General features: G+C 60.5%; 24 protein-coding genes and 1 pseudogene. 10 read left to right on the forward strand and 15 right to left on the reverse strand.

Translation table 11 applies throughout. From position 1 onward, the window contains the following. Positions 1-208 precede the first annotated feature (208 nt). Entirely contained in the window at positions 209-511 is a 303-nt protein-coding gene (locus PQR54_RS08455; protein ID WP_408244917.1) for a hypothetical protein, read from the forward strand. 73 nt (positions 512-584) lie between these two features. On the opposite strand, the gene PQR54_RS08460 is transcribed toward PQR54_RS08455, so the two are convergent. The 3 genes from PQR54_RS08460 to PQR54_RS08470 all read right to left on the reverse strand — a co-directional run bounded on the left by PQR54_RS08460 (position 585) and on the right by PQR54_RS08470 (position 4,244). Continuing rightward, entirely contained in the window at positions 585-1,412 is an 828-nt protein-coding gene (locus PQR54_RS08460; protein WP_408244918.1) for a MetQ/NlpA family lipoprotein, read from the reverse strand. A gap of 318 nt (positions 1,413-1,730) precedes the next feature. Next, positions 1,731-2,906, reverse strand: coding sequence for a porin (locus PQR54_RS08465; protein ID WP_408244919.1), 1,176 nt, complete (start codon positions 2,904-2,906; stop codon positions 1,731-1,733). A gap of 702 nt (positions 2,907-3,608) precedes the next feature. Further along, on the reverse strand, positions 3,609-4,244 hold the full coding sequence (locus PQR54_RS08470) for an SDR family oxidoreductase (RefSeq protein WP_408244920.1): 636 nt from the start codon (positions 4,242-4,244) through the stop codon (positions 3,609-3,611). Between the two features lie 172 nt (positions 4,245-4,416). Between PQR54_RS08470 and PQR54_RS08475 the strand changes: the two are divergent. Continuing rightward, positions 4,417-4,533 (forward strand): annotated as a pseudogene (locus tag PQR54_RS08475) (IS6 family transposase); the annotation flags it as partial. A gap of 673 nt (positions 4,534-5,206) precedes the next feature. Continuing rightward, complete coding sequence (locus PQR54_RS08480; protein ID WP_408244921.1) at positions 5,207-5,977, forward strand: DUF72 domain-containing protein; 771 nt, start codon at positions 5,207-5,209, stop codon at positions 5,975-5,977. 100 nt (positions 5,978-6,077) lie between these two features. On the opposite strand, the gene PQR54_RS08485 is transcribed toward PQR54_RS08480, so the two are convergent. After that, a complete protein-coding gene (locus PQR54_RS08485; RefSeq protein ID WP_408244922.1) occupies positions 6,078-6,578 on the reverse strand; it encodes a hypothetical protein in 501 nt (166 codons plus the stop codon). 534 nt (positions 6,579-7,112) lie between these two features. Beyond that, positions 7,113-7,289 (reverse strand): hypothetical protein, encoded by a 177-nt coding sequence (locus tag PQR54_RS08490; protein ID WP_408244923.1) that lies wholly within the window; start codon positions 7,287-7,289, stop codon positions 7,113-7,115. A 73-nt stretch (positions 7,290-7,362) separates the two neighbouring features. On the opposite strand from PQR54_RS08490, the gene PQR54_RS08495 reads away from it, so the two are divergent. Further along, a complete protein-coding gene (locus PQR54_RS08495) occupies positions 7,363-7,617 on the forward strand; it encodes an alpha/beta hydrolase (protein ID WP_408244924.1) in 255 nt (84 codons plus the stop codon). A gap of 297 nt (positions 7,618-7,914) precedes the next feature. Here PQR54_RS08495 and PQR54_RS08500 read toward each other — a convergent pair whose 3' ends face one another. Together PQR54_RS08500 and PQR54_RS08505 are read right to left on the reverse strand one after the other, a co-directional pair. Further along, complete coding sequence (locus PQR54_RS08500) at positions 7,915-9,249, reverse strand: MFS transporter (protein ID WP_408244925.1); 1,335 nt, start codon at positions 9,247-9,249, stop codon at positions 7,915-7,917. Between the two features lie 118 nt (positions 9,250-9,367). Then, positions 9,368-9,988, reverse strand: a complete 621-nt coding sequence (locus tag PQR54_RS08505) for an isochorismatase family protein (RefSeq protein WP_408244926.1) — start codon at positions 9,986-9,988, stop codon at positions 9,368-9,370. A 126-nt stretch (positions 9,989-10,114) separates the two neighbouring features. Here PQR54_RS08505 and PQR54_RS08510 point away from each other — a divergent pair, with 126 nt between their 5' ends. Next, the gene (locus PQR54_RS08510; protein ID WP_408245018.1) at positions 10,115-10,720 is read left to right on the forward strand and encodes a LuxR C-terminal-related transcriptional regulator; all 606 of its coding nucleotides are present in this window, start codon (positions 10,115-10,117) and stop codon (positions 10,718-10,720) included. 464 nt (positions 10,721-11,184) lie between these two features. Here PQR54_RS08510 and PQR54_RS08515 read toward each other — a convergent pair whose 3' ends face one another. Continuing rightward, complete coding sequence (locus PQR54_RS08515; RefSeq protein ID WP_408244927.1) at positions 11,185-11,856, reverse strand: TetR/AcrR family transcriptional regulator; 672 nt, start codon at positions 11,854-11,856, stop codon at positions 11,185-11,187. A 138-nt stretch (positions 11,857-11,994) separates the two neighbouring features. Between PQR54_RS08515 and PQR54_RS08520 the strand changes: the two genes are divergently transcribed. The 5 genes from PQR54_RS08520 (at position 11,995) to PQR54_RS08540 (ending at position 17,794) form a co-directional block, all read left to right on the forward strand. Next, complete coding sequence (locus PQR54_RS08520) at positions 11,995-13,287, forward strand: NAD(P)/FAD-dependent oxidoreductase (protein WP_408244928.1); 1,293 nt, start codon at positions 11,995-11,997, stop codon at positions 13,285-13,287. Positions 13,288-13,740: 453 nt separating this feature from the next. Further along, positions 13,741-14,112, forward strand: a complete 372-nt coding sequence (locus tag PQR54_RS08525) for a YciI family protein (RefSeq protein ID WP_408244929.1) — start codon at positions 13,741-13,743, stop codon at positions 14,110-14,112. Between the two features lie 180 nt (positions 14,113-14,292). Next, entirely contained in the window at positions 14,293-15,333 is a 1,041-nt protein-coding gene (locus PQR54_RS08530) for a MurR/RpiR family transcriptional regulator (RefSeq protein ID WP_408244930.1), read from the forward strand. A 354-nt stretch (positions 15,334-15,687) separates the two neighbouring features. Continuing rightward, positions 15,688-17,115, forward strand: coding sequence for an MFS transporter (locus PQR54_RS08535; protein ID WP_408244931.1), 1,428 nt, complete (start codon positions 15,688-15,690; stop codon positions 17,113-17,115). A gap of 28 nt (positions 17,116-17,143) precedes the next feature. Beyond that, positions 17,144-17,794: an aspartate/glutamate racemase family protein gene (locus PQR54_RS08540; RefSeq protein WP_408244932.1), complete on the forward strand. Its 651-nt coding sequence runs from the start codon at positions 17,144-17,146 to the stop codon at positions 17,792-17,794. Between the two features lie 432 nt (positions 17,795-18,226). On the opposite strand, the gene PQR54_RS08545 is transcribed toward PQR54_RS08540, so the two are convergent. From PQR54_RS08545 to PQR54_RS08575, 7 genes are all read right to left on the reverse strand, one after another. After that, positions 18,227-19,177: an NAD-dependent epimerase/dehydratase family protein gene (locus PQR54_RS08545; protein WP_408244933.1), complete on the reverse strand. Its 951-nt coding sequence runs from the start codon at positions 19,175-19,177 to the stop codon at positions 18,227-18,229. After that, on the reverse strand, positions 19,174-20,178 hold the full coding sequence (locus tag PQR54_RS08550; RefSeq protein WP_408244934.1) for a fumarylacetoacetate hydrolase family protein: 1,005 nt from the start codon (positions 20,176-20,178) through the stop codon (positions 19,174-19,176). Before PQR54_RS08550 ends, PQR54_RS08545 begins: the two co-directional genes overlap by 4 nt. Next, entirely contained in the window at positions 20,175-20,771 is a 597-nt protein-coding gene (locus tag PQR54_RS08555) for a cupin domain-containing protein (RefSeq protein ID WP_408244935.1), read from the reverse strand. The genes PQR54_RS08550 and PQR54_RS08555 overlap by 4 nt, the downstream gene beginning before the upstream one ends. Next, on the reverse strand, positions 20,768-21,571 hold the full coding sequence (locus tag PQR54_RS08560; RefSeq protein ID WP_408244936.1) for a cyclase family protein: 804 nt from the start codon (positions 21,569-21,571) through the stop codon (positions 20,768-20,770). Before PQR54_RS08560 ends, PQR54_RS08555 begins: the two co-directional genes overlap by 4 nt. Continuing rightward, the gene (locus PQR54_RS08565) at positions 21,568-22,773 is read right to left on the reverse strand and encodes an MFS transporter (protein WP_408244937.1); all 1,206 of its coding nucleotides are present in this window, start codon (positions 22,771-22,773) and stop codon (positions 21,568-21,570) included. Before PQR54_RS08565 ends, PQR54_RS08560 begins: the two co-directional genes overlap by 4 nt. Positions 22,774-22,803: 30 nt before the next feature. Next, entirely contained in the window at positions 22,804-23,931 is a 1,128-nt protein-coding gene (locus PQR54_RS08570; protein WP_408244938.1) for an FAD-dependent oxidoreductase, read from the reverse strand. A gap of 129 nt (positions 23,932-24,060) precedes the next feature. Continuing rightward, complete coding sequence (locus PQR54_RS08575; RefSeq protein WP_408244939.1) at positions 24,061-24,462, reverse strand: Rieske (2Fe-2S) protein; 402 nt, start codon at positions 24,460-24,462, stop codon at positions 24,061-24,063. Positions 24,463-24,472 lie beyond the last annotated feature (10 nt).

Here is a 24,472-nt window from a genome sequence, read left to right on the forward strand (position 1 = left end):
ACACGCACGTAGCGACGTGTCGCGTTTCATAACCCGTTTCATATCCCGTTTCATAACCATATCGGAACTCGGTCTTTCCAAATTTTTGCGAAGCCTGCCATGCTTCCATTCAGGCCGCGCGCAGGTTCAGCGCGCGGCGTTCATTTCAAATCTGTAGTGGCCGACCTTGATGAGCATGAATCCGTTAATCGATAGTTTGATGCTGAAAATGCGACACAACCGTGTCTACACGACCGTGACTTTCGCCCGCCTGTTCGGCGTGTCGGAAAAGGCCGTCGAAGCCGCGCTCGCCACGCTGATCGACGCCGGTAAGGTACGAACCTGCATCAACGCCCGGCGCGACGTTGGCTACTGTCTGGCCGGCGCTACACCGGTGTCCGGTTCGACGGCGCTGTCCGATGCAACTACCATTGCCACGCCGCCTTTGCTACGCCGCGTCGATGGTGCGCTTGCCGGCTACGACCGGCAGCTCGACGCGCATCGCTCGCTTGCCATGCTGCTGCGCCGCTGAGGTTGTCGCGGCGCTATGTTGAAGCGCGCCGCGAGCTGTTCAGCCTGCGGCGCGCATCGATAGCGGGTGCGCCTCAATGTTGCGGCGCGCCTTCCCATGCCGGCAGCGTCGCACCGTGATAGACGGTCAGAATCGCCGTCGCGACGTTGGTCTGCTGATAGCTGTCCACGAGTGCCTTCACCCAAGGCGCCTTCGCATCTTTCGCGTTGACCGCGATGAAGTTGCGATACGGATTGCCCGGTACTTTCTCCTGCGCGATGCGCTCCTGCGGAATCTTGATACCGGCCTTGATCGCCCAGTCGGTATTGACCACGGCTGCATCCAGATCGCCGATCGCGCGGCCGACGATGCCCGCGTCGAGCTCCTTGATCTGCACGTGCTTAGGATTCTCCGCGATGTCGCGAGCGGTCGGCAGCAGGCCAACGTCAGGACGCAGCTTGAAGAGCCCATTCGCTTGCAGAAGCAGCAGCGCGCGGCCTTCGTTGCTCGGATCGTTCGGTACGCCGATCGTGGCATTCTGCGGGAGCGCGGCGACCGATTTCACCTTGCGCGAGTAAAGGCCGATCGGTTGCACATAGGTATAGCCGACCGGCACGATCTCATAGTGGCGCGCGGCAATCTGCGCGTCGAGGTAAGGTTTGTGCTGGAACGAATTGGCGTCGAGGTCGTGTTGCGCCAGTGCTTCGTTCGGCTGCGTGTAGTCGGAGAACGTCGTGACCTTGATGGTGAGGCCATGTTTGGCCGCGTTGAGCGCGACTGCGCGCCATACGTCCTCGTCTTCACCGGACATGATGCCGACACGCACCGTTTGATCGGCTGCCAGCGCCGACTGTGCGCTCATGATGCCGCAAGTCAGAAGAACGGATAGCAATGCACCTTTGAGCGTCGTGGTTGTTTTCATGTATTTCGAAGTGGTCAAGATGAAGAACAAGAGATGCTAGAGAGTGTGTCGTCATGACACAAACAATATCGAGCGCTATCGTTATATGCAGACGAGAGGAACGCCACCCGCCAGGTGCAGACAGACGCAGTGGTCAAACCTTTAGCGTACCCGGCTGTTTCGCCGATGGCCTACGTCGGGTAGCGGGTTCGCAAGAGATACCGCTGAAAGCATCGGGCGGGAAACTCGCCTCATCGAGAGAAGGGCGCACGAGCTGACGCTGTTGCGCTGGCCCGTACCCTCCGGCGCGGGTCCGCGTCGGAGGATACGAACGCGTCCTTAAAAAATCGTGCGAAGTCCGATTGCCACGCCCACCTGATTGGTGCGGCCAACAGTGTTAGTCGGAACGCCCTCGCCGTTGACCCCGCCGGGGTAGTCGGCGGAGAAGGCACCTGTGCCGCGCGCGAAGTCCGTGATCCCGTAGACTTCTGTGCGCCTCGTGAAGGAGTATTCGGCGAGAACGGTGGCCGATTGGTTCACCCCCTTGCCGAGCGTGCCGTCGAGCAGTTCAGCATTGCGCGTCTGCCCGTAGTAGTAGGCGAACGTAAACAGCAGCGCAGGCATGGCGTGCCAGTTCGCACCGACGTAATAGGTGTCGTCGATACGATTCGGGCTTCCACCCTTCAGCGTCGGCGCGCCGGATTGCTGCATGTAGCTGTCAGTCAAACCAGTGTGATCCTGCCCCCGCAGCCAGCCGGCCAGGAGGCGGATATCGTGGGTGACCTGAAACGCGCCGCTGATATGCAGGAAGTTGGTCTTGGCGCCGTTGACCAAGCTGCCGACACTCGTGCCGACCGAAGAACCAGGCGCAGATGTCGGAACGGAGACCTGCTGGAAGCCTGCGTTGAGCATGGCGGGGCCGTACGTGTATGTCAGTTCCACGGCATAGGTGGCGCCTAGACCGACCGTGCCCGGCTGGTTGCCAAAGCCGTAAAGGGCATCGACATCCAGGCCACGGAAGCTGCCCTTGTACTTAACCGAGTTGTTGACTTCGAGGTAAGGGCCGATGCCGTTATACATCCAGCTGTTTTGCCAATAGTTGCCAACGGTCAGCGGGTCGAAGATATCGCCCAAGGTGTCGTAGGCCGGCGCATATTGCCTGCCAAAGGTGAGCGAGCCCCACGTTTTGTTCGACAGGCCCACGAAAGCTTGCCGACTGAACAGTGTGCCAGGGACGTGTAGTTCCCCGTTAAAGGCTTCGAAGCCGTTTTCAAGGCGGAAGACTGCGGACCAGCCGTCGCCCAGATCCTCACTGCCTCTCAGGCCCCAGCGGCTGTGGGTTTCCGGGCCGGACGTCATGGCGACCTGGTCGTTGCCGCCCGGGCCCGCATTCGTCTGATACCGGATGGCTTCATCGACGATGCCGTACAGCGTGACCGAGCTCTGTGCGAATGCCGACGACGCCCCGGCAGCGAAAAGCACGCCAGCGGCACTGGAAATAAGCATTTTTTTCATTGGCAATCCACAGTAATTAGTAAGCTGACTGGGAAAGTTTTTTAACGCTCGAACCATAAGACCGTGAAGGGAGCGTAGCCTGTCATTTTATGGCGGCACAGAGATTAGTTACGGAGTGTTGTTCATTTTGCCGTGTTGGCCAGGTATGCGGAAATCGTCTGATGATTTTACGTGCAGGTTAACGACTTATCCGGCGGTAGTGTCTTGCGCAGCGTTTTGCCCGGTATGGCCGTCGTGGTCATGTCAATTTCGGTCGCCGAATCTTTATACGTTGGCCTTCGCCCGATAGAACTTTCAGGGAATGTAACGTTGCTCCCTGAGTTCGGTCAGCATCTCGATGTACATTTCCTCTGAATCGGCCAGGTTGTTGCTAATAGGGAATGGAATTCGGAGTAGACATGCTATGGCCTACATATTTCGAAATATAGATTTCTGAGGGGCCGAAAAGCGCCTGCGAGCAGGTATCTAATCAGCGCTTTCAAGGCCACCTGGAACGCCGCGATTTTCTGCTCATGGCGTATGCAATAGGTCCAACGGTCGATGCGTTGTGAGTGCGGTGCTGGCCAGAGAAATGGGGATGCTGAACAGACGTTGTGCACGTGGCGCCGACAGGCTAAAGGACAAGGACTGGCCGTGCAGGGCGAGGGGAAAATCCCGGCTTTGTCGAGAAGGCGGATTTGATGTCGTGATCAGCTCGCAGGGCTACACGCGGGCTAGCGCATCTCCAATAGGCACGTCTCCTCCTGCAAAACCAATTACCTTGTTCACCAGTCGCGCCTTGAGCGCATCGAGAACGACCTCGGCCACATCTTCACGCGCCACCGGGTCGCGCGGAGAATCGGCATCCGACACGATCTGGATGGTTCCAGTTCCCGGCTCCATTGTCAGCGTGCCGGGGCGCAGCACAAGGTAATCGAGCCCGCTGGCAATCACGTAGTCGTCCGATTCGCGTTTCATTCGCGCGTAGTGTTGCAGCGCTTGCTGCGAGCGTTCCGGCGCGTACGCAAGCAATGCACTGATGACGACAAAAAGACCCACGCTGCTTTGCTTTGCGTAATCGACCGACTTGATGATCGAGTCGCGGTCGATCAGGCGTTCCTGCTCCGCGCCCTCGGTTTCTGCCGAGCCGGCGGCATAAATAACAGTATGTATGCCGCTGAATACATGCGCGAAATCGCCAGACAGGTCGGCGATGAGCGGTCGGACGCCGAACCGTTCGAAAGCATCGCTTTTTGCCGCGTTGCGTATCAACGGGCGGAACGGGATGGCGGAGGCATGCAATTTTTCGGCGATCAGACGACCCGTTCGCCCGCTCGCGCCAATTAACAGAATGCTCATGGCTTTTCTCCTGGAACGATGTGGTGCGCCGTAGCGTGTTTTCACAGTCTAGTATCAGAACGCGAAAGTTCCTGCATCTATCAGGGTGGGGCAGGTTGCAACGGCGTGCCTAATCGATTGTCGCAATAAGGCGGCTATGCTGCAGTCGACAAAACGAACGGCGCGATCGATGATGTTGGCCATGAATGCGGCTGTGGCGCGCGTGCTCAAATGCCTGCATTACCCGCTTGATGTGATCCTGATGTGTATGCGCTGGTATGTGGCCTGTCCGTCGAGCCTGCGTCACCTGGGGCAATGATGGCTCTCACTGCGCTTGCCGCCTGGAGACGGACTCGAAGTTGCGCACGCCGAGGGGACCTTCGACACGGACTCAAGCTCGCTGCCGCACGTGACCGGGAAGTGCTCGAGGGATCGACGCTCGGACGTGCGGGGACAAACGGCAATCTAGAGGGCAACGCGCAGTTCGCGCATCGGATACGAACGCAAGCGCGTGCGACTGCGCGCATTCCGATCGCTTGTTACGCGAATATGACAAGCGAGCCGGTGCCACGGCGCATGTAATCCCGTGATAAGACCTGCGTCGCACTAGCGCGCCTCGAAAGGTGTTATTTGCTTCGCCGCGATCGACACGCCGGCGAACGTCACTCATTTTTTCGCGCTCGCGCGTCTGATCGCCGCGTGCTCCGGCAGTCTGCGATGAGGGCCTCGGACTGGGAATGCGAGTTGCGTAGTCAGATTCGGCAGCAGCGCTCCCGTGCCTCAGCCGTCTTGGCTTCTTCATCACCGGAGAATTGATATGTCTTACTCGTTACGCAGGATGCGAGCGGTGCGCAACGCGTTGCACCGGGCACTCGTGCCTTGTGCTGAGTACGCGATTGCGAAAGCGGTCAGCACATAAATCCGTCCATGCCTTTGCAGCATCGGGCATCCTGCCTCACTCCTTACCTTGTCCCACCAACGCCATGCCACATGCTAGTCACAGCCGGAACCTTCCCACTACACCGCCGGTGCGAATCGGATGCGCTGGATGGGGGCTGCCGACCAAAATAGCGTCGCAATTCCCTGCGCCGGGTAGCCATCTTGAGCGGTATGCGCAGATCTTCTCTTCGGTTGAAATCAACTCGTCGTTCTATCGTCCAGACCTCCCGAAAACCTATGCCAGGTGGGCAGCGAGCGTGCCGGATGCATTCCGGTTTTCTGTCAAGATTCCGCGGACGATTTCGCACGAGCTCAGGTTGAAGGACGCAGACGCCGCCGTCAGAAAATTCATGCTCGAGATCACGTCGCTGGGTGAAAAATTGGGGTGCCTGCTGCTGCAATTGCCACCCAGCTTTGCGCTGGATGTAACCATGGCACAAGATTTCTTTTCGCTGCTACGTGACTTCACGTCCGCGCATATCATCTGCGAACCGCGGCATGTCAGCTGGTTTAGCGAGGAGGGTGCAAAGGCGATGCAAGATGCCGGAGTTGCTTGTGTGCGCGCGCATCCAGCACCGGTCCCCGGCGTCGAACCGGCGGGTGACGCAGATACGCTTTATATTCGATTGCACGGTTCCCCGAAAATCTACTATTCGGCATACGACGAACCTTTCATCGAGGCAGTCGCAGGGCGGATCGTTGAAGCTCGGAGCTCAAACGTTGAGGTCTGGTGTATTTTCGACAATACCGCGCTTGGCGAAGCGGTGGCCAACGCCATGTCGCTGATGGATGAATTAAAGAAAATGGATAACTGAGCTGACTCGTTCATTGAGGACAGGGGGGCTTTTCTTGAAGCAGCTATCCGTGGCGAGGCGGGACGCCCCGCACTCGGCTAGCACATCCGGCACTGGACTATTACACGTTCTTGTCTTCGCGTTTCACTTCCTCCATCGCCTCGGGCTCTAATTCTTCCGCGGACCGATTCAGGTGGACGAACAGTCCCCAGGCGGCGAGAAGCAACGCTGTAGAAGCAATCAGCAACGCCGCATATCGAAGCTGCGATGAATCTTGGTGAAGCGCTTTGAACGTTGCCACGAGTCCTTCAATGGCAAGCGCGACGACGACAACCACCAGGAATCGCGACATGAAACGCCGCACCCGTGTCGGCGCGCTCACGTCGGCCTCACGTATGACTTCTTCCTCTACGACGGTCTCAGCGATCTGCAAGGCGACAACGGCCCCAGCCAGCACCCCCAGAGCTTCAATGACGGATAGTGCGCTTGCCGAGTCCCATGGACTCGCAAATGCAATCGATCCAATTCGAGCAGCAATCGCGATCAACATCAACGCCGCGCAGGTGAAAAGAATAGCCATCAGCCCATGGACGATCGTAAAGAAGCGCATAACAAACTTCAATTTGAGTTCCTCTCAGTGACAAGTGAGTGATCCATACCGTGTTCCATCAACTCCGAAAGCGCTGACGTAGCCCGCAATGTCTGTTGCCGCCCGGATCACTTTAAGGGCGCCACGCAGGAATCGCTGAACGCTCGCTGAACCAGGCTGCCGGCTGAGCGTGTTGCGATGGGCCTGCTGGGCAAGAGTTGGCAGGTGAATATGTGCACGCGGGATCATCTCGGGAAACAGTCGACGACTCTCTGCGGAAACCTGTAACTTGACATAATATAAATTATCAACATTTGAACATGACGGGGACAGCGTTAAAGGTGAACAATTAATTATGTCAAAGTAAACGACTCTCCGGCCTTAGCCCGCAACGCGGGACCCGACGGGACGGCAGGAGCCGCAGTCCAAGTTACTCTTGCGCGGTCGCACCTCAAATGTGCGCGCTAACTGGTGCGCCCCTGCCGGCGGAAACCTAAATTTGCTTCAACAGGACCGAACGGTCGTCGCTTTTGGCAGACAGCCTCAGCATCCTGATACGTGGGATTCCTAGATCTTCACGGTAAACGTTAAGCCGAACACACGCGGATCACCATACAGCACCGGGTAAGCACCGTACGACGGAATCAACTCCAGTTTCTTGTAGGCCTTGTTGGTCAGATTCGTCACGTACCCCGTCAGAATGTATTTCTGATTCGACGACGTATAAGCCACATGCGCGTTCATTACCGTATAGTCCGCCTGCCAAAATTGCGGCACGGCCTGACGTGTCGCGCTAAAGTACTCCCTGCTGCGATAGTTGATATTGAAGCTGAAGGCGCCGCTGTTCATCGGCATCGGCGCGAACGACGGGCTCGCGCCGCTAGAACTGTCACTGGCGAAAGATGCGTGCGCGGCAGGCACCACGGTCGAGGCGCATCTCTACGCAGACCGTGAGCACAATGGCACGGTGAATTCATCGCTGGAAGACTCGATTCCGTTCGTGAAGAAGGTGCTGGCAGGAAAGACGATCGCGTCTGTGTGTTCGCCGGTTGAGCAACCGCCCCGGCTCTGATTGGGAGACGCTGCCCGCGCATCGGAAGACTTCCTTTAACGGAGCGCGGGCGATTCGCTCCGATGCGGTACGGTCGTCCGCCCGTCCTCACCATTCAACCAGGCATAGAAGGTAGCTCCATCGGCATCCCGCTCGCTTCGAATCAGTGGAGATGTGAACTGACAGATCTCTAAATCTGTGAAGGTCCGTTGGATCGCTGCCACTACCCAGTGGGACCGTATGGATACGGCTCGCGCATGCCCCCTTTTAAACCGGATACAGTCCATCCACGGCTGCAGCCAAGCAAAATACATGAGGTCAAAAACTGGGTGGAATCGCCGCACCCCGGCCCCTTCGGAGCGTTTGCGCAAGCAGCAACAGCGCAGCAGCCGAAATAGCCGCGGACCCCACCATAAACCACGCAACCGACGCCCCCTTCCCGGTAGCCGACAATAGAGCCGTCGTGACGATCGGCGTCGCCGCGCTGCCCAACAGTCCGGACAGCATGTAGCTCACCGACAGGCCGGAGTACCGGACCTGAGCGTCGAACAGTTCCGCGAGAAAGGTGGCGATCGGCCCGTAATTGGCGGCGAATGCCGTCATCATCAGCAGGTACCCTAAAAGTGCGAAGGCATACTCGCGGGTGTCCAGTAGCCAGAAGAGCGGGAAAGCGAGCAAGGCTTCGCCGATGATGCCGCCGACAATCACAGGCTTGCGGCCGACCCGATCGGATAGCCGCCCGAAGACTGGGAGCATCACGATGCAAAGTGCGCAGGCCATCAGCGCGATAGACAGCATCGCGTTGCGCGAAAAGCCCAGCGTTTGCGTGCCGTAGGTCAGTCCAAACGCAACGATCAGGTTGAACGACGTACCGGTCGACATCGTCGCGATGCCTCCAAGCACCACCTGTTTCCAGCGCTTGCCCAGCAACTCGGCCAACGGCACCTTGACCTGGGCGCGCGCGCTCCTGATCTTGCGGAACGACGGTGTTTCCGACGTGTTCAGTCGAACGTACAGACCGACGCCGACCAGCATCACACTGACGAGGAACGGGATGCGCCAGCCCCACGCAAGCAGCGCACCATCGGGTAGCACCGCATTGCTCAGCAGAAAAACCAGGTTGGCGATCAACGTGCCCGCCGGCACGCCAATTTGCACCCAGGAACCGTAAAGACCACGCTTGTTCGCGGGTGCGTGTTCGACAGCCATCAATACCGCCCCGCCCCATTCCCCGCCCAGCGCGAGACCTTGCACGATGCGTAGCGTGAGCAGCAGCAGCGGCGCCCAGATTCCGATCGACGCATAGTCCGGCAAGAGTCCAATGCAAAACGTGGCGACTCCCATAATCAACAGTGACACCAGCAACATCGACTTGCGCCCCAACCGGTCGCCGAAATGACCGAACAGCGCTGCGCCGACGATACGTGCCAGATACGCCGACGCAAACGTGCCGAACGCGAGCAAAGTGCCGATCAATGGCACAAAGCCGGGAAAGAACACCTTATTGAACACGAGCGCCGAGGCGGTCGCGAAAACGAACAGGTCGTACCATTCGACCGTCGTGCCAATGACGCTAGCAACGGCGATCCTTTTCATGCTGTGCTCGATCTCATCCGGTTCGAGAGTACCGTCAACGGTGGGGGCCTGATTCATGGAATTCTCCACGGGAAATTGAGCGCGCAAGGGCTATCCAATCGCAGCCAACTGCGCTGGACGCTGTTCTGGACGGGGCGGTTTTATGGGCCGATACGGCCCATCGTTTTGCCGGGCGTTATTTCGTCGACTGCTTGATATAGGCAATCACTTCGTCTGCGCTCGACACGTCGGCGTAGCGTCGGCCGACATCGCGCAGGTTGTCGCGATGCGGGCCCTCCTCGATGTCGCCGACACAGTCTTCGGGAACGATCGTGCGGAAGCCCCACTGGAAACTGTCAATGGTCGATGCCCGAATACATCCGCTCGTATTGCAGCCCGTGATGATGACCGTCTCAACGCCCTCTCTGATGAAATACGGAACGACCGGCGTCTGGAAGAATATCGACGGACCGAACTTGCACACCACTACGTCGTATTCTTTATCGTATATGCGGGGGTCCAGTTCGGAGCTGGGATGATCAAGTCTGAATTGATCCCGAACCGCGGAAATTTTCCAGTGCGGCATGTCACGCTCGGTTTTGTAAGCGGTGAAACATGTCGCGATGGGTACGTTGTGCGCGCGAGCGACCCTTAAAAGACGGGCCGTGTTTTCCAGTCCACGCATCACCAACGGCGCGCCACCGAGCGGGTATTTCGACTCGGTGAAGGCGAGCTGATAGTCCACCACGACGATCCCCACCTTACCCTTCATGCCAATCTCGACGGCGCCATACGAGCGATTCTTGTAGTCGTCCATTTCCTTCTCCAAATCAACGGGTTAAATGTCATTGCACGTAGGAGTCTAGGAGTGCAAGATACGTATAACAATACGTATCAGTTACGTACGGAATCACCCTGACTTCGAGGAGGTTGTATGAAAGGAATGCCCGCGAGCGCACCCGGGTCCGAGCCGATCGATTACGAGCAGGTGTTCGCGCACGCGCCGGTTGCGCTGATGGTCACCCGTCAGCGGGTGATCTCCGCGTGCAACCGGCAATTCCTGGACATGTTTCGCGCCACGAGCGACGCATTGATCGGCCAGACGGTCCGAATCCTGTATCCGAATGACGTGGCATTCGAACGGTTCGGTGCGCGCGTGATTCCAGCGCTGAAGAAGTTCGGGCGAATCACCGAGCCGCGCGCCATGCAACGGACCGATGGCGAATTATTCTGGGTGAACGTGACGGGTGTGAGCGAACATCGGGACGATCCATATCGCGAGGCACTGTGGTTCTTCTCGGAGATGGATGTCACGGCGAGCCTGTCGGGCGGTGCAAGCTCCGCCAATAAATTGATCGCTGAAGCCAAGAATTCCATGACCAAGCGCGAGCGCGACGTGGCGGCCTTACTCATTCAGAAGCAGACCGCCAAGGAAATCGGCATAGCGTTGGGTATCAGTCCGCGTACTGTCGAGGTCTTTCGGGGAAAGCTGTTGAAGAAGTTCGACGCACCATCGACAAACGCGCTGGTTAAAACACTCCTTGCCTAGCGTCTCTCAGTGGGAAGGACAGTCTCAACTATATAGCCGGTGCCCATGCGAGACGCCCTATCGCTGTCCAGTTAGCACGCGAGAGCGACACTGAAAACGACGTCAGGTTGATCGCCGGTTTATCTATTACGCCGCAAGATGAGATGTGCTGGACCGAGATACCCGGTGACCCATCTAGCAAGAAGGCGGACGGTAGTTTCTACGGCCAATCAGACTTCCAGATCCACGCGTTAGTGCTCAGTCAGACCAGGTTCCGAAGTTGGCTCGAAATGCTTGGTCTATCCCTGCCCGGCTAGCCAGGGAGGCAGCAATTGCCTACGACTTGACGTCAACTTCGATGGCCCAACTCAAGCCCGAAGCGGACACGTCGTCAGGCTTCACCGACCCGGTTCGGTCGCTCACCGACAATATCTGACGGGCCGCTTACGGCATATTTGCGAGAGCCGAGTCGAGGTCGCAGCGGTTCAGCCGAGCATGGCTAACGCAGTCGTCAGAACGGCACGTTTGAATTCCTTCGGGCGCCGCGGCAAGGAAGAGAACGGACTCAGCACATGGCTATAGGCGACGGTTTTGCTGATGCCGTTGGCGAGCATCGTGAACATGATGTCGGGATCCTGCTGCGAAATCTCACCTGCGTCGATCGCATCGACGAGCAACGGCACGAACGCGTCATGAAACGGCCGCACCACCCGCTCGATCAGCAGGTTAAGGCGTTCGCCGGTTTCGGTTGCGGCGGTCGAAAAAAACATGCCAACGTCTGGCGTGAGAAACACCTGGTCGATCAGGATCGACACGGCGCTCTCGACGCGCGCTCGCGGTCCTAGACCTGGCGTCTCCCGCAAGGCTACGGTCTTCGCGATCATGGGAGCCGCTTCATTCGCGATCTGGTCCACGACGGCGATCCACAATGCCTCCTTCGAGCCGTAATGATGCGCGACCAGCGCGGGGTCGACACCCGACGCCCTGGCGATTTCGCGCACGCTCGTCGCCTCATAGCCGCTCCTCGCGAATGCCCCGCGGGCGCTGCGAAGCAATGCATCGGCACCGCCCGCGTCGCTGCACGCTGGACGGCCGCGCGACCGACGCGGCGTGGGAGTCGTCGTGGCGTACTTGGCCTGGTCGTTAGGGGGTTTCATCGGCGACGGTAGATGGTGTTCAAGGAGAACCAGAGATTTTAACGGGTGCCGCACCGCGAATGGCCGTGGCATCGGTTTGACATGAATCCGTCGGAACCGTAGCATTGCAATAATTCATCACTCGTAGAATATTTGACAATGCGCCAGACCACCCGGATCGTCATCGTCGGCGGCGGCATCGCTGGACTTCTGCTCGCAACCAGGCTGGGCAACACGCTTGGCCGCAGCGGCCGCGCTCAGGTCACGCTGATCGACAAAACTGCAACCCATATCTGGAAGCCCATGCTGCACACCATCGCGGCGGGCACTCGCGAGGTCCAGCAACAGCAGGTCATCTATCTCGCCCACGCCCGCGACCACGGCTTCAACTATCAGCCAGGCGAAATGGAGGGCCTGGACCGCGATACGCGCATCGTGAAGCTGGCTGCGCTGCGTTCGCCGTCGGGGGAAGTCGTGATCGGCCCGCGCACGGTCGAATACGATGTGCTGATTCTTGCGTTAGGCAGTCGCGCCAACGACTTCGGCACGCCAGGCGTACTCGATCATTGCCATTTCATTGACAGCCAGGCACAGGCTGAAGTCTTCAACGAAGCATTGCGAATCCGCATATTCCAGAGCGTTGTGACGAATAGCCCGTTGCGCGTGTCGATCGTCGGCGCCGGAGCGACCGGCGTCGAACTGGCAGCGGAATTGAGCCGCTTGCTCGAAGTGGCGTCGAGTTACGGCGACCCCGGCATCCGCTCACGTCTGAACCTCACCCTTTATGAAAGCGCACCGCGCGTACTGGCGGCATTTCCGCCGGCAGTGTCGGAGTCCAGCGAGGCACAGTTACGGCATATCGGTTTCACGGTGCGAACGGGCACGCGAGTGATCGCCGCCGAACCCGATGGACTCCGGTTGGGCGACGGCAGCAAGCAACCGGCGGATTTGATGGTATGGGCGGCGGGCGTCAAGGCCCCTGATTTTCTGAGCAAACTGAATGGGATCGAGAGCAATCGTTCCAATCAGATCACCGTCAGGCCAACCCTGCAGGCGCACGACGACGACGCACTATTTGCCCTCGGCGATTGCTCGACGTTGACGCTCGCCGGCAATGAACGTCCTCTCGCACCCACGGCGCAAGTCGCCACGCAACAGGCACAACACCTCGCGAAGCACTTGCCGGACTGGCTCGGCGGCGGTTCTTTGCCCGACTTTGCATTTCACGACTTCGGCGCGCTGGTGTCGCTGAGCGACTACAACGCTTTCGGCACGCTCGGGCAGTTCGGCTTCTTCCGTGGCGGGTTTATCAGGGGCCGATTTGCGCAACTCAGTCACGCCATGCTCTACCGGCAACATCAGCAGGCTTTGCACGGTTTCGGCAAGGCCATGATGCTGTGGACCGCCGAGCGGATTAACGGCTTCGTGCAGCCGAAGATACGGCTGAGCTGAATGCCACCTCACTTTTGACGGGAATACTGCCATTGATCAGTACGTGACTGCCGACATTGCATGGCAGCGTACTATCGGCCAACTCGAAACGGTTGTCGAGCTCGCCTTTACCGATCTATGTTGTTAGTTTTCGCAGGCGTGTTTCGCTGTTGATCCTGCCCGGATCAACACTGCGCGACAGCGCAGTCGCTACCGCGACCGATCAGTCAACTTGTGTCTTCGAGCCACAGACAGGAAGTCGCCGGCACGCGCGAATGTCGCTTAACATGCGTGCAAGTCATGTTTGCAAATCGTGCGCGAACGACTCGAAGTGGCCGGCCACTGTCTCATGCATCTGGCATATCCCGAACCCAAAGCGGACAGGCTGGCGAGACTCGCCACAGACTGCCCCGGAGATGTCGATTTTCGATCATCAGATTCGTCGTCAGGATATTCCCACCCAAAGGATCTCCCATGAAATACCTCGGCTTGGCCTACTTCACCCCCGAAAAATTCGCCGCGATGGCGCCAGACGACGTCAAGAAATTAGTCAGCCAATGCCCCGCATTGGACGCCAAAATGAGAGCTACCGGCAAGGTACTGATTTCCGCCTCGCTTGGCGATCTGGACACCTGGAGGACGCTCCGCCCGCGCAGTGGCAAGACGCAAGTCATCGATGGCCCGTACACCGAGTCGAAGGAAGTCGTGGGCGGCCTTTTCATCATCGAGGCAGATACCTATGAAGAGGCGCTGCGCATCGCCTCCATGCACCCGGCGGCCAAACTGGGCGAAGAAGGCGGATGGGTCGTCGAGCTTATCCCCCTGGATTCATATTTGACCCCATGAGGGCTTGGACGTGTGTCTCAAACACACGTTGGCGCTCCTGTCTCCACAGACACATTCACGGCTTCGTGCGAGGTTGTGGCGGTGCTATTCCGGGCCGTGCGGCGACACCTGTGATCGACCCGAAGCGGTCAACCGCGCTGTCACAATCAATGTCCGCTCAGACTCGATCAACAATCACTGTTGGCTTCGATCGGACTCTCGCTGCATCCGCAGTCGAGGTTTCGCGCCCGCCTGCTAACCGAGTTCAACCATCCGGAAAAAGCCGCCGCGCGCATCGAATCGTCGCTGAGAAACAGGAGCAACAGGAGCAACAGCAATGCGTCGTCAACGCGGCTGGGTCTATACTCCGTCCGAACTCACCCACTCTCCTTCCGATCACCTCGCATGCCACAGCCAGAGCATTCATTCGTCGGCCGGATCCGACTCCATCTGGATGAAATGCCCGCGACCGAACGAAGGCTCGCCGATTTCGTCCTCGAGTTTCCCGGCGATCTCGCGAGTTACACCGGCGCGGAACTCGCTCAACTCGCGAGCGTCTCGAAAGCGACCGTCAGCCGCTTTGTGCGTCGTCTGGGCTACGATACCTTCGAGGATGCGCGGCGCGACGCCCGCAACGAAAAGGAGCGTGGCTCGCCATTGTTCCTGTCGGCATCGTCGAAGTCATCGAGCGTGCTTGAGGCGCATATAAACCTGGGCATGCAAAATCTCACCGCGACGCTCGGGCGGCTCTCCGACGAACTCGTCGATGAGATCGCGCGGTCGGTCGTCGATGCGCGTCAGGTGCCGATCTTCGGATTCCGCAGCAGCCACGCGTTTGCCAGCTACTTTCGCTGGCAGATCCAGCAGGTCGTCGAGCGCGCTGTCACGCTCCCCGCTGCCGGCGAGACGCTCGGAGAACAACTCGCCGGTCTCGACGAGCGCGACATGGTTATCGTGTTCGGGATGCGCCGACGCGTGCCGCAAACGCAGGCGGTGCTCGATTACGTGACGGGTGCGGGCATCCGAACGCTGTATATCGCCGATCAACACGCGCCTGCGCATCGCGGCGCGACCTGGACCCTGCATTGCGATACAGCCGCGCCCGGCCCGCTCGACAGTCACGTCGCGGTAATGGGCCTGTGCAATGTGCTCATCACGCGCATCTTTGAGCGCGCCGGGAATCGTGGGAAGAAACGGCTGAGCGCGATCGAAGCGGCGCACGATCGGCTGGATGAGCTTTAAACGTGCTTTGACGACGCTTTGCGTGATGAAATTTTCGTTTCATCGCATCTTCAATGGCCGCGACCGATGTTGCACCGCGTTGGCGCAAACGACCACAGCCCAAGCGGCCACCCGCCGCTTTCCGGTGAAAGCGGCGAGTTCCCCGCACGTTGCTTGTGCCTCAAACCGTCTTCAACACGGGCCGTCGGTTCATGCTGGTGCAGTGCAATTGCCCGTCTGTCCGGCGTTAAAACCCCCTAAACTGAAACGGATCTGGTGAAATTTAAATTTCCTTGAAACCCGTAAATTGAAATCATAGGATCGTCTCATCCAAGCGCTGCTGCCCTCGCCGCGCTCCAACCCGGAGAAACGATCATGAGCGGTCCCGTGCAGTCTGACTCGTCGTTCGCAGGTTCCGCGCAGCTCGATCGCGCGCTCGATGGCATCGGCGTTACGCCGGCGCATAAAACCATCATCGGTCTGATTCTGATTGGCTGTCTGTTCGACAGCTTCGAGCAGAACTCCATCGGCCTGATCGCGCCGCTACTGCGCCAGCAATGGGGGCTGACGGCTACCGACATCGGCCTGCTGAACACCGTTACGTTCGCGGCGGCCGCGCTAGGGCGGCTCGTGTCGGGTTATATCGCCGATCGCTGGGGCCGCCGCATGATGCTGACGGCTGATCTGCTGCTCTTCACGCTGGGTGCGATCCTCTGCGCACTTGCGCCGTCGTTTCTGCTGCTGTGCGTCGGTCGCGCGATCGTCGGCTTCGGGCTGGGCGGCGAAGTGGCGGTGGCCGTGACCATGCTCGCGGAGTTCTGCTCACAGAAGTTTCGCGGCACGGCGGTGGGTCTCGTGAATGTCGGCGCGGGCGGCCTCGGCAACTTCCTCGCGCCCGCGTTCGGCTTGCTGGTGTTCGCGATCTTTCCGGGCGTCGATGGCTGGCGATGGCTCTTCGCCTGCCTCGTGCTGCCGGCGCTTCTCGGCGCGTTCTATCGCCGCCTGATTCCGGAGACGCCGCGCTTCCTGCTGTCCAAAGGCCGCATCGCCGAAACCAATCACGTGCTGTCGACGCTCGCAAGCGGCAAACTCTCCGGCACAGCGCCCGTCACCGCCTACATCTCCGGCGACGATCTGTCGGACCCGGCGACCTCGCGCGCCAACGTGCTCGACATCTTCCGCGGCAAGCTGCTGCGCCGCACCGCGTCGGTCGGCATCGCGATCTGGATGACCTACGGCGCGCAGATTTCCGTGCTCACGCTGATGCCGACCATCCTCGTCGCGCAGGGTTACACGATCACGCGGAGCCTCGTCTATACGCTGATCATGCAGGGCGGCAGCTTCGCCGGCACGCTCGCCGCGTCGCTGCTCGGCTATCACCTGCCGCGCAAGCGCGTGCTGACGATCGGCGCGGTGCTCGCGTGTCTGGCCGCGCTGGCGTTCGGATTTCTCGCGAAGAACATCGTGCTGGTGCTCGCCTGCGGCGCACTCTTCCAGTTCTTCGTGCTGATGCTCAATACAACCATCTGGATTTACGCGCCGGAACTCTTTCCGACTCGCGTGCGCGCCTTCGGCACGTCCTTCATTCTTGCGACCGGCACGACGGCCGGCGCGTTGATGCCGCTCATCTCGGGCCGCATGTTCGACACAAGCGGCGTGGCGGGCGTGTTCGGCATGATCGCGGTGATGTACGCAATCTTCACCGCCTGCATCCAGCTTGCGCCGGAAACCTATGGGCATCGCCTCGACGAAACGGCGGCCGAGCCGGAGCTCGGCTCGGGCACGGCGCCGAGCCACGCCTGAGTGCCACCTGAAACGGAGCCACCGCACAATGCACGACATCCTGCTGATCAACCCGAATACGTCGAAGGCGACCACCGCGATGATGGTCGACATCGCCCAGGCCGAAGCGCCGCACGGCTTCGTGGTACGCGGTGCGAGCGCGCCGCGCGGCGAACCGATGATCCTGACCGCGCCGCAACTCGAAGCCGCCGCAGCGGGCGTGGTGGAGAGCGGCCTCCAGTACCGAGGCTCCGCCCGGGGCATCGTGATCAGTGCGTTCGGCGATCCGGGCATCGATGCGCTGCGGGCGATCGTCGACGTGCCGGTGGTTGGCATATGCGAGGCGTCGATTCTGGAAGCGGCGCAGGGCGGCCGGCGCTTTGGCATCGCCACGGTGACGCCGGACCTGGTCGTGCCGATCGATGCAAAAGTGCACGCGCTCGGCGTCGGGGCGCAGTACACCGGCATCCGGCTGACGAGCGGCGATCCGCTCGCGCTCGCCGCGGATCCGGCGCGGTTGCTGGAAGCACTGGGGCTGGCCGTCGCCGCTTGCATCGACGACGATCGCGCGGAGGCGGTTGTTATCGGCGGCGGACCGTTGGGGCAGGCGGCAAAGGAACTCGAGATGCAGTTCCTGGTGCCAGTGATCGCGCCGATTCCCGCGGCGATGCGGCTGTTGTTGAAGAAGATTGCGCTATAGGTGCGCACTGGATATCGATTTGGGGGGCGCAGGACTTTCGCCTGTGGCCGGCTTAAAACACGCTAGCACATTGTCTCAAGCCAAAGCGGCTGTTGCGCCCGAAGCGGACATCCATCGTGCGTGATCGATCGACCGGTTCTGGCCGGTCAGAGCCCGACGACGGCCGGCTCAGTTCTACCCTTCGACGTGCCGAGTTCCAGGGTTTGCCTCTTCACTTGTAGAAAGCAATTAGCCTTTCGTAAAGGTGTTTGCGATTCTCGAAACATCGGAATTATTATTTTTAATCTGAAAGCCGCCACGTAGCGGTCGAACACCTGATCGGGGCTCGGCACCGCGCCGACAGCCGGGCCTACGAGGACGCTGGTCGACGCGGCAAGCAGCCGTGACTTCAACGTAGATTTCAATCCCAACCTGTTCCTCAAGGGCCGCCGATTATTCATCGGCCAGTGCGTTCTCAACGAGCATAGCCACCGTGCCGTCGTCCTGAAAGCCAGCCGCAATTGCACGATGATCGGTCATTGGAGGTTGACATCCAAACAGTCTTTCGAGCGCCGGCACGGGCGCATATTCGATCTGCGCTGAGCCGAAGCGGCGCACCAGTGCGTCGACCACCGCATCAACCTTCAAATGCAGCATCGGGGGCACCCAGACGCGTTCAGCATGCAGGCCCTCCGCGGCGAGGCGCGCGGCGTGCAGAAGGTTATCCACACAGCGGACGCGGGACATCCACCATGCGCTGGCCGATGACGATACCGGACAGGTGTAGGCTTGACCGCACTGTGCCGCGCGAAAGATGGCGCTCATGAAGGCGGAACCGTGTCCGGTGGACAGACCCGGGCGCGCCACAATGCCGGGCAAACGTAACGAACGCCCATCCAGCTTGCCCCGACGCGTCCAATCCGCCAGAATCAGTTCGCCGATCAGCTTATGCACACCGTAGCTGATCGTCGGGCGGGCAACCGTGTGCTCGTCCATTTGTGAAGGCAACTGCGTGCCATAGACCGCCACGCTGCTGGCAAAAACGACCCGCGCCACGCGTCCATGTCGAGTCTTCTGTTGCGCGAGCTGGTCGAAAAGTGCGAGCGTCCCCTGCAAATTGATACGATCGCCCAACGCAGGATCCGCTTCCGCTTGTGCACCCGGCACACTGGCCAGATGAAACACAAGATCGACCGGCTTCGACAGCAACGCATCGAGCGTCTCGTGGCATCCAAAATCGCCGTTGATTGCCGTCACGCGAGTATCGGCATACACCGCATCGAATTGCTTGTCGACTAACAGCAGTTCCGAAATATCACCCGCTCCGACAACACCTTCGCGCAATAGCCGCCGAACCAAGTCTGTACCAACGAATCCGTTGGCGCCCGTCACCATTATTCTCATGGCCGAGCCTCTTCGGCATTCGCCGTGCGCGCTTGTACGACACGCTGATCGATCGCACCGAATGGCGCTTCACCTTCTGCGGTACGAGCCGTCATGCTGACCCGGTCGCCGAAATGCATGAAGCCGGTTTTTACCTGGCCTTGGTCCAGAATCTCAATGACCCGCCGCTCGGCGATGCAGGCCGATCCTGCCGCGCGGACCACATTCGATACGGTGCCGGACCCGATGATAGTTCCGGCAGCCAGTCGCCGAGTGCGCGCGGCATGCGCAATCAGATCGCCAAAGCTGAAATTCATCTCACTGCCGCATGGGTGGCCGAACCAGCGCCCGTTCCAGTCCACGTGCAGGCGCAAATGCACGCGGGCGTCGCGCCACGCGGTCCCCAGTTCGTCTGGCGTGACGGCGACGGGTGCGAAGCTGGTAGACGGTTTGGCTTGCAGAAACCCAAAGCCGCTCTTCATTTCCCGCGGTCCGAACCCGCGCAGGCTCCAGTCGTTGATCTGCACGACGAGGCGAATATGCTTGATTGCGTCAGTTGTCGATACACCCATCGGCACTCCGTCGACTATCACGCCGAACTCGCCTTCGAAGTCGATGCCGTCGCGCTCGTCCGGCAGTGGCACGTCGTCGGTCGGACCGAGGAAGTCGTCGCTCGCGCCCTGGTACATGACCGGCACGGTGTCGAATTCGGGAATAGGCGGCGTGTTGAAGGCACGCTCCATCAAGCGGCCGTGATTCAGGAACGCAGAACCATCGCACCATTGAGGACTGCGCGGCAACGGCGCCGCGCACATACTTGCGTCGAACGCGAATGCGTCAGCCGCACGCCCGGCGTTCAGCTCTTCATAGAGTGCCTGCAATTGCGGTGCAACTTCCGGCCACCGTTCAATCGCTTCGAGCAAAGTTCCTGCAATGCCCGTTGCTTCCACGGCATGACGAAGGTCACGCGAGACGACGAGCAAAGCGCCGTCGCGCTGACCACGCAAGGTGGCGAATTTCATCGTGTTCGCGCCTCCACCGGCAGGTTGAGGGCTGCGGCAATCGCGCTGTCGTAAGTACCACCAACCAGCACGAACAACATCCGGCACACGCGGTTCGAGCGGTTGGCCCACGCGTGATTGGTGCCGCGCTGGATCACGACGCTCCCCGGCGCGAGCGCCACTTCCCCCTCGTCGAGAATCAACGTCATTTCGCCGTCGATCACGACGCCATAGTCAATCGACTCCGTGCGATGCATCAACGGATGCGGCGAATCCCCCTGCACTGTCGATACGTTCGCATCGCCCGTCTCGCTGAACGCAGCGTGCATCCTGGAGGCGCCGTCAGAGAGAAACTCCTGGGTGTCCGGCGGAATATCGACAAAGCGCAAACGCGTACCCTGTTTCGGTGGCGGCAACATCAGGGGGCCGGCAGTCGGATCCGGCCCGTTATCCACGCGAGCGGGGCTGCCCGCCGTCGACCACACCTCATGAAACACCGTGCCGGGAATGGCCTGAATTTCCACCACGGTCTGCAATGGACCATCTGACGCGACGACGGCACGTCCACGCGAGTCGTGGCACGTGACGATACGGCGAATCGGCGGCAAGCTCATTGTGTCACCTCATCGAATATCGCAACGGCGCGTGTCCAGCCGGCCGACGCGCCGCGAATCTTGTGGGGAAAACAACTGATGGTGAACCCATGCGGCGGCAGCGCTTCGAGGTTGTGTAACTTCTCGAGATGGCAATAGCCGATGTCCCGACCCGCCTTGTGGCCTTCCCAGATCAGCGAGATGTCGCCGGTCTCCGCGATCTTCTTCGCCGTGTACGAAAAAGGCGCATCCCAGCTCCATGCATCGGTGCCGGTCAATCGTACGCCGCGCTCGAGCAGGTACATAGTGGCCTCGTAGCCCATTCCGCAACCGGCATTGACGTAGTCACCATGTCCGTAGCGCAAACCGGCGCGCGTGTTCACGACCACGATGTCGAGCGGCTCGAGTCGATGGCCGATCCTTGCGAGTTCGTTTTCAACATCGGCAGCGGTCGCAACGTAGCCGTCCGGGAAGTGACGAAAGTCGAGCTTGACGCCCGGCTGAAAACACCATTCGAGCGGTACCTCGTCGATGGTTGTCGACGCTTTCGGATCACCGAGACTCGCATCCATCGTCGAATGGAAATGCCAGGGCGCGTCGAGGTGCGTGCCGCTGTGCGTCGTCAACGTGACCCATTCGGCCGCGGCCGCTTCGCCATCGGGGAAGTCTTCGACCTTCGTTCCCGGCAGCATCGCCATGAATTCGCTTACCGTGTCGGCGTGCTTCTGGTAGGTGATTTTCGGTGCGAGCGGCGGCGGATCGGAGAGCACGTCGTTCTCGAGGTAGATGGAAAGATCGATAAAACTGCGATTCGGCTTCATTCGGAAACTCCTGCGAGGCGTGCACCAGGGGCAAGCCGTGAAAAACAGGCGATTGCGACCGCCGCGATTGCCACGGCTGCCGCGCCGAGGCTGCCGTAACCAAACTGCTTGACGAGCGTGCCCCCAAGGATCGGGCCGATGGCAGCGCCCGTCATGAGCATTGCGGGTGTCGCCGCGACAGCACGCCCGGTCCTGTCGAGGCGCGCGAGGATGCCGAACGCAAAGGTGTGCGTGAAGATCATCACCGCCGCAAAGACCGCGGTAGCAGCCGCGTAGGGGGCGAAGGTGCCGCTCTGCGTGACCGTCAGCGCGATGACGGCCTGGGCGAGTGCCCCGCCCTGCACCACGCGCACGCCCGGCAAGCGCGCTTCGAGCAAGCCAGCGAGCGGCGCGGGGATCAGGTTGACCAGACCAAGAGCAATGAGCACACCCGTCACAGCGGAGAAGCCAAAGCCGCGATCGAGCCCGATGCGCTGCACGAAAGCGAACACCATGGCTTGCGTGAGCCCCATGCAGGCGACGCCGAGCATGCCGAACCAGACCGCGCGATCGAGCGGCGACTCGGCTCTCGCCGCGCCTGCATCGCACGAACGGGTGGTCGGGAAAGCTAACGCCGACATCAGCGCGGCGACGGCCATCACGCTGGCGAACACGTCGAAAAGCGCCTTGCCACCCTTGGCCGCGATCAACACCGGCGTTGCGCCGAGGAAAGCGACTGCAAAACATCCCAACGACAAGCCGGCGATTGCGAACAGGCGGTGCGGGCTCAGACTGCGCCCAATCGCGCCGTGCGTGACGCTCAGGCTGCTGCCGACGGCGAGCCCGGCCACAAGATGCAAACCGGCCATCCACTCATAACGATCGATTGCCGCGGTGACGGCAAACGCAGCGGCTGCGACAGCGAAGCCCGCCGGCGCGATAAGACGGGCCTGCAAACGGTTCATGCGGGGAGACAGAAACACGCTGCTCGCGACCGCGCCGGCCAGAAATAGCGTGGCCAACGAACCGGCCCGCTGCGGATCGAGATGATAGTCGCCGATCAGCGTGCCAACCCAGACAGGCAACGCGACGAGATCCACCATGCCGGCGCAATGTGCGACGAGCAGCGCCAGCACGCCAAATCCTCCGTATCGCGTACCCGCGTGAGCGCCGGCTTGCACGGCCGGTTCCTGCGCGGCATCCGCTGTGATGTTCTGTGCCATGTGTTCGTTTTCCTTCTCAGATCGACTGTGTTAGATCGGTTGGGCCAGGCTCATCAACGTCTCGCGCATGATCTGAGCGTGTTCTGCCTTGTCGCCGCCGCAAATCTCGATTTCACCGAGACGGCCGGAGTTTTCCACGACGATGCGGCAGCGTTCCCAACGGCGCGCCTGGTAGGCAAGCAAGGCCGCTTCGAGTGTCGCGCCCCGGCCGAGTTCTTCGGCGAGCACGATACCGTCCTCGACGCCAATGCCCGCTCCCGCAGCCATATGAGGTGTGGTCGCATGTACCGCATCGCCGACGAGCACCACACGCCCCGCAAACCACGGTTGCGGCACGAGCAGCCGTTCCAGCGGCCGGTAGATGACCATCGAATGCGAGCCGATCTGATCGCGGACTGCCTGCACCAGCGGCGCGCTGAAAGACGCCAGCAACTCGCGCAACATCTCCGGCCAGCGCTCAGGATCGACGCGCTCGTTGGTCGGACGATCCTCGGTAACGAAGACGTACATCTCGTCGTGTGAAACCGGATTCACGCCGGCCTTGACCCTGTGTCCCATCCACATCGTCGCGCAGGTGATCTCAGCCGGGCGCGGCACGACGGCTCGCCATATACCTTGCCCCGTATAGCGCGGCTGAGGCGAGTCGGGCAATATCGCTTGCCGCACTTGCGAGTACAGGCCATCGGCGCCGACCACGAGGTCATACGTGGCCCGCGTGCCGTCGGTCAGTGTGACCTCGACGCCATCGTTGCCCTGCACTATCTGCGAGAAAGTGCAGCCGAGGCGCACATGCACGCCCGCGGCTCTCGTCGCCTGGGCGAGGATCTCGGCCAGCACCGGCCGCATGATCGCGCCGCCGCCCGGCACGTCAGGGCCGGCCACCCGAGGTGTCGGCAGTTGTCCTAACGGCGCGCCAGTCGATGTGAAGAGGTTGACGCCGTCGCCACAGTAGCCGCGCTCCATCACCGCATCGACCACGCCGATCGTCTGCAACGCGCGCAGCGTCGGGCCACCGATGCTGATGCCGGCGCCATAGGCGCGCCACTCGCGGTCGATCTCCACGAGGTCGACCTTCAGCCCCTGCTTTGCGCATTGAATCGCGGTGGCCATGCCGGAAAAGCCGCCTCCGACTATGAGAATATGTCGAACGGAAGTCATGCTGAAGTCTCCTGATTTGATCTGGCGCCCGCGATCGTGATACGCAGGCGCGTTGTCTGTTTTTAAACGGTGTGCGCAAGGATGCCGATCCTCATTGGCCCGCGCACTTTTTTTCCCAAGCGATGTGCGTTATGTTTCGCCCGCGTTTTCGTCTTCGCCGTGCTGCGGTGCTGAACCCAACGGCATAAAGACGCATACGTCGCCGTCTTCCGTCACTGCCGCATCGAGCCGCGTCAACCGTTGACCTAGGCACGGTCCCACCAGGCACTCGCCGGTCGCAATGTCGAACTGCGCCCCGTGCGCGTGGCAGACGATGCGGGTGCCGTCGCCGTTCAGGTATGCGTCCTTGCGCCACGCCATCGGCGTGCTGCCGTAATGCGGACACGCATTCAGATATGCAAAGACCCCATCGCCACGGCGAACGATCAGCAACGTATCGCTCCCCTGCCCGGCAGGATCAAAGCCACGCGACCCGGGGTCGTCGAGGTCATCGAATCGGGCGAGGCGGATCGGCGAGGCGGCAACTGACATGACGGCGCCT

It is taken from the genome of Paraburkholderia phytofirmans (assembly GCF_046028095.1).
Lineage (GTDB): Bacteria > Pseudomonadota > Gammaproteobacteria > Burkholderiales > Burkholderiaceae > Paraburkholderia > Paraburkholderia phytofirmans_A.

What these genes read in the sequence shown, in the direction of transcription:
- PQR54_RS08470 (WP_408244920.1), bottom strand. Translation starts at nt 4,244, where the DNA reads ATGAGCATTCTGTTAATTGGCGCGAGCGGGCGAACGGGTCGTCTGATC.
- PQR54_RS08560 (WP_408244936.1), bottom strand. Translation starts at nt 21,571, where the DNA reads ATGAAGCCGAATCGCAGTTTTATCGATCTTTCCATCTACCTCGAGAAC.
- PQR54_RS08515 (WP_408244927.1), bottom strand. Translation starts at nt 11,856, where the DNA reads ATGAAACCCCCTAACGACCAGGCCAAGTACGCCACGACGACTCCCACG.
- PQR54_RS08570 (WP_408244938.1), bottom strand. Translation starts at nt 23,931, where the DNA reads ATGACTTCCGTTCGACATATTCTCATAGTCGGAGGCGGCTTTTCCGGC.
- PQR54_RS08535 (WP_408244931.1), top strand. Translation starts at nt 15,688, where the DNA reads ATGAGCGGTCCCGTGCAGTCTGACTCGTCGTTCGCAGGTTCCGCGCAG.
- PQR54_RS08500 (WP_408244925.1), bottom strand. Translation starts at nt 9,249, where the DNA reads ATGAATCAGGCCCCCACCGTTGACGGTACTCTCGAACCGGATGAGATC.
- PQR54_RS08545 (WP_408244933.1), bottom strand. Translation starts at nt 19,177, where the DNA reads ATGAGAATAATGGTGACGGGCGCCAACGGATTCGTTGGTACAGACTTG.
- PQR54_RS08525 (WP_408244929.1), top strand. Translation starts at nt 13,741, where the DNA reads ATGAAATACCTCGGCTTGGCCTACTTCACCCCCGAAAAATTCGCCGCG.
- PQR54_RS08465 (WP_408244919.1), bottom strand. Translation starts at nt 2,906, where the DNA reads ATGAAAAAAATGCTTATTTCCAGTGCCGCTGGCGTGCTTTTCGCTGCC.
- PQR54_RS08575 (WP_408244939.1), bottom strand. Translation starts at nt 24,462, where the DNA reads ATGTCAGTTGCCGCCTCGCCGATCCGCCTCGCCCGATTCGATGACCTC.
- PQR54_RS08555 (WP_408244935.1), bottom strand. Translation starts at nt 20,771, where the DNA reads ATGAGCTTGCCGCCGATTCGCCGTATCGTCACGTGCCACGACTCGCGT.
- PQR54_RS08505 (WP_408244926.1), bottom strand. Translation starts at nt 9,988, where the DNA reads ATGGACGACTACAAGAATCGCTCGTATGGCGCCGTCGAGATTGGCATG.
- PQR54_RS08540 (WP_408244932.1), top strand. Translation starts at nt 17,144, where the DNA reads ATGCACGACATCCTGCTGATCAACCCGAATACGTCGAAGGCGACCACC.
- PQR54_RS08490 (WP_408244923.1), bottom strand. Translation starts at nt 7,289, where the DNA reads ATGAACGCGCATGTGGCTTATACGTCGTCGAATCAGAAATACATTCTG.
- PQR54_RS08520 (WP_408244928.1), top strand. Translation starts at nt 11,995, where the DNA reads ATGCGCCAGACCACCCGGATCGTCATCGTCGGCGGCGGCATCGCTGGA.
- PQR54_RS08455 (WP_408244917.1), top strand. Translation starts at nt 209, where the DNA reads ATGCGACACAACCGTGTCTACACGACCGTGACTTTCGCCCGCCTGTTC.
- PQR54_RS08480 (WP_408244921.1), top strand. Translation starts at nt 5,207, where the DNA reads ATGCCACATGCTAGTCACAGCCGGAACCTTCCCACTACACCGCCGGTG.
- PQR54_RS08565 (WP_408244937.1), bottom strand. Translation starts at nt 22,773, where the DNA reads ATGGCACAGAACATCACAGCGGATGCCGCGCAGGAACCGGCCGTGCAA.
- PQR54_RS08510 (WP_408245018.1), top strand. Translation starts at nt 10,115, where the DNA reads ATGCCCGCGAGCGCACCCGGGTCCGAGCCGATCGATTACGAGCAGGTG.
- PQR54_RS08460 (WP_408244918.1), bottom strand. Translation starts at nt 1,412, where the DNA reads ATGAAAACAACCACGACGCTCAAAGGTGCATTGCTATCCGTTCTTCTG.
- PQR54_RS08550 (WP_408244934.1), bottom strand. Translation starts at nt 20,178, where the DNA reads ATGAAATTCGCCACCTTGCGTGGTCAGCGCGACGGCGCTTTGCTCGTC.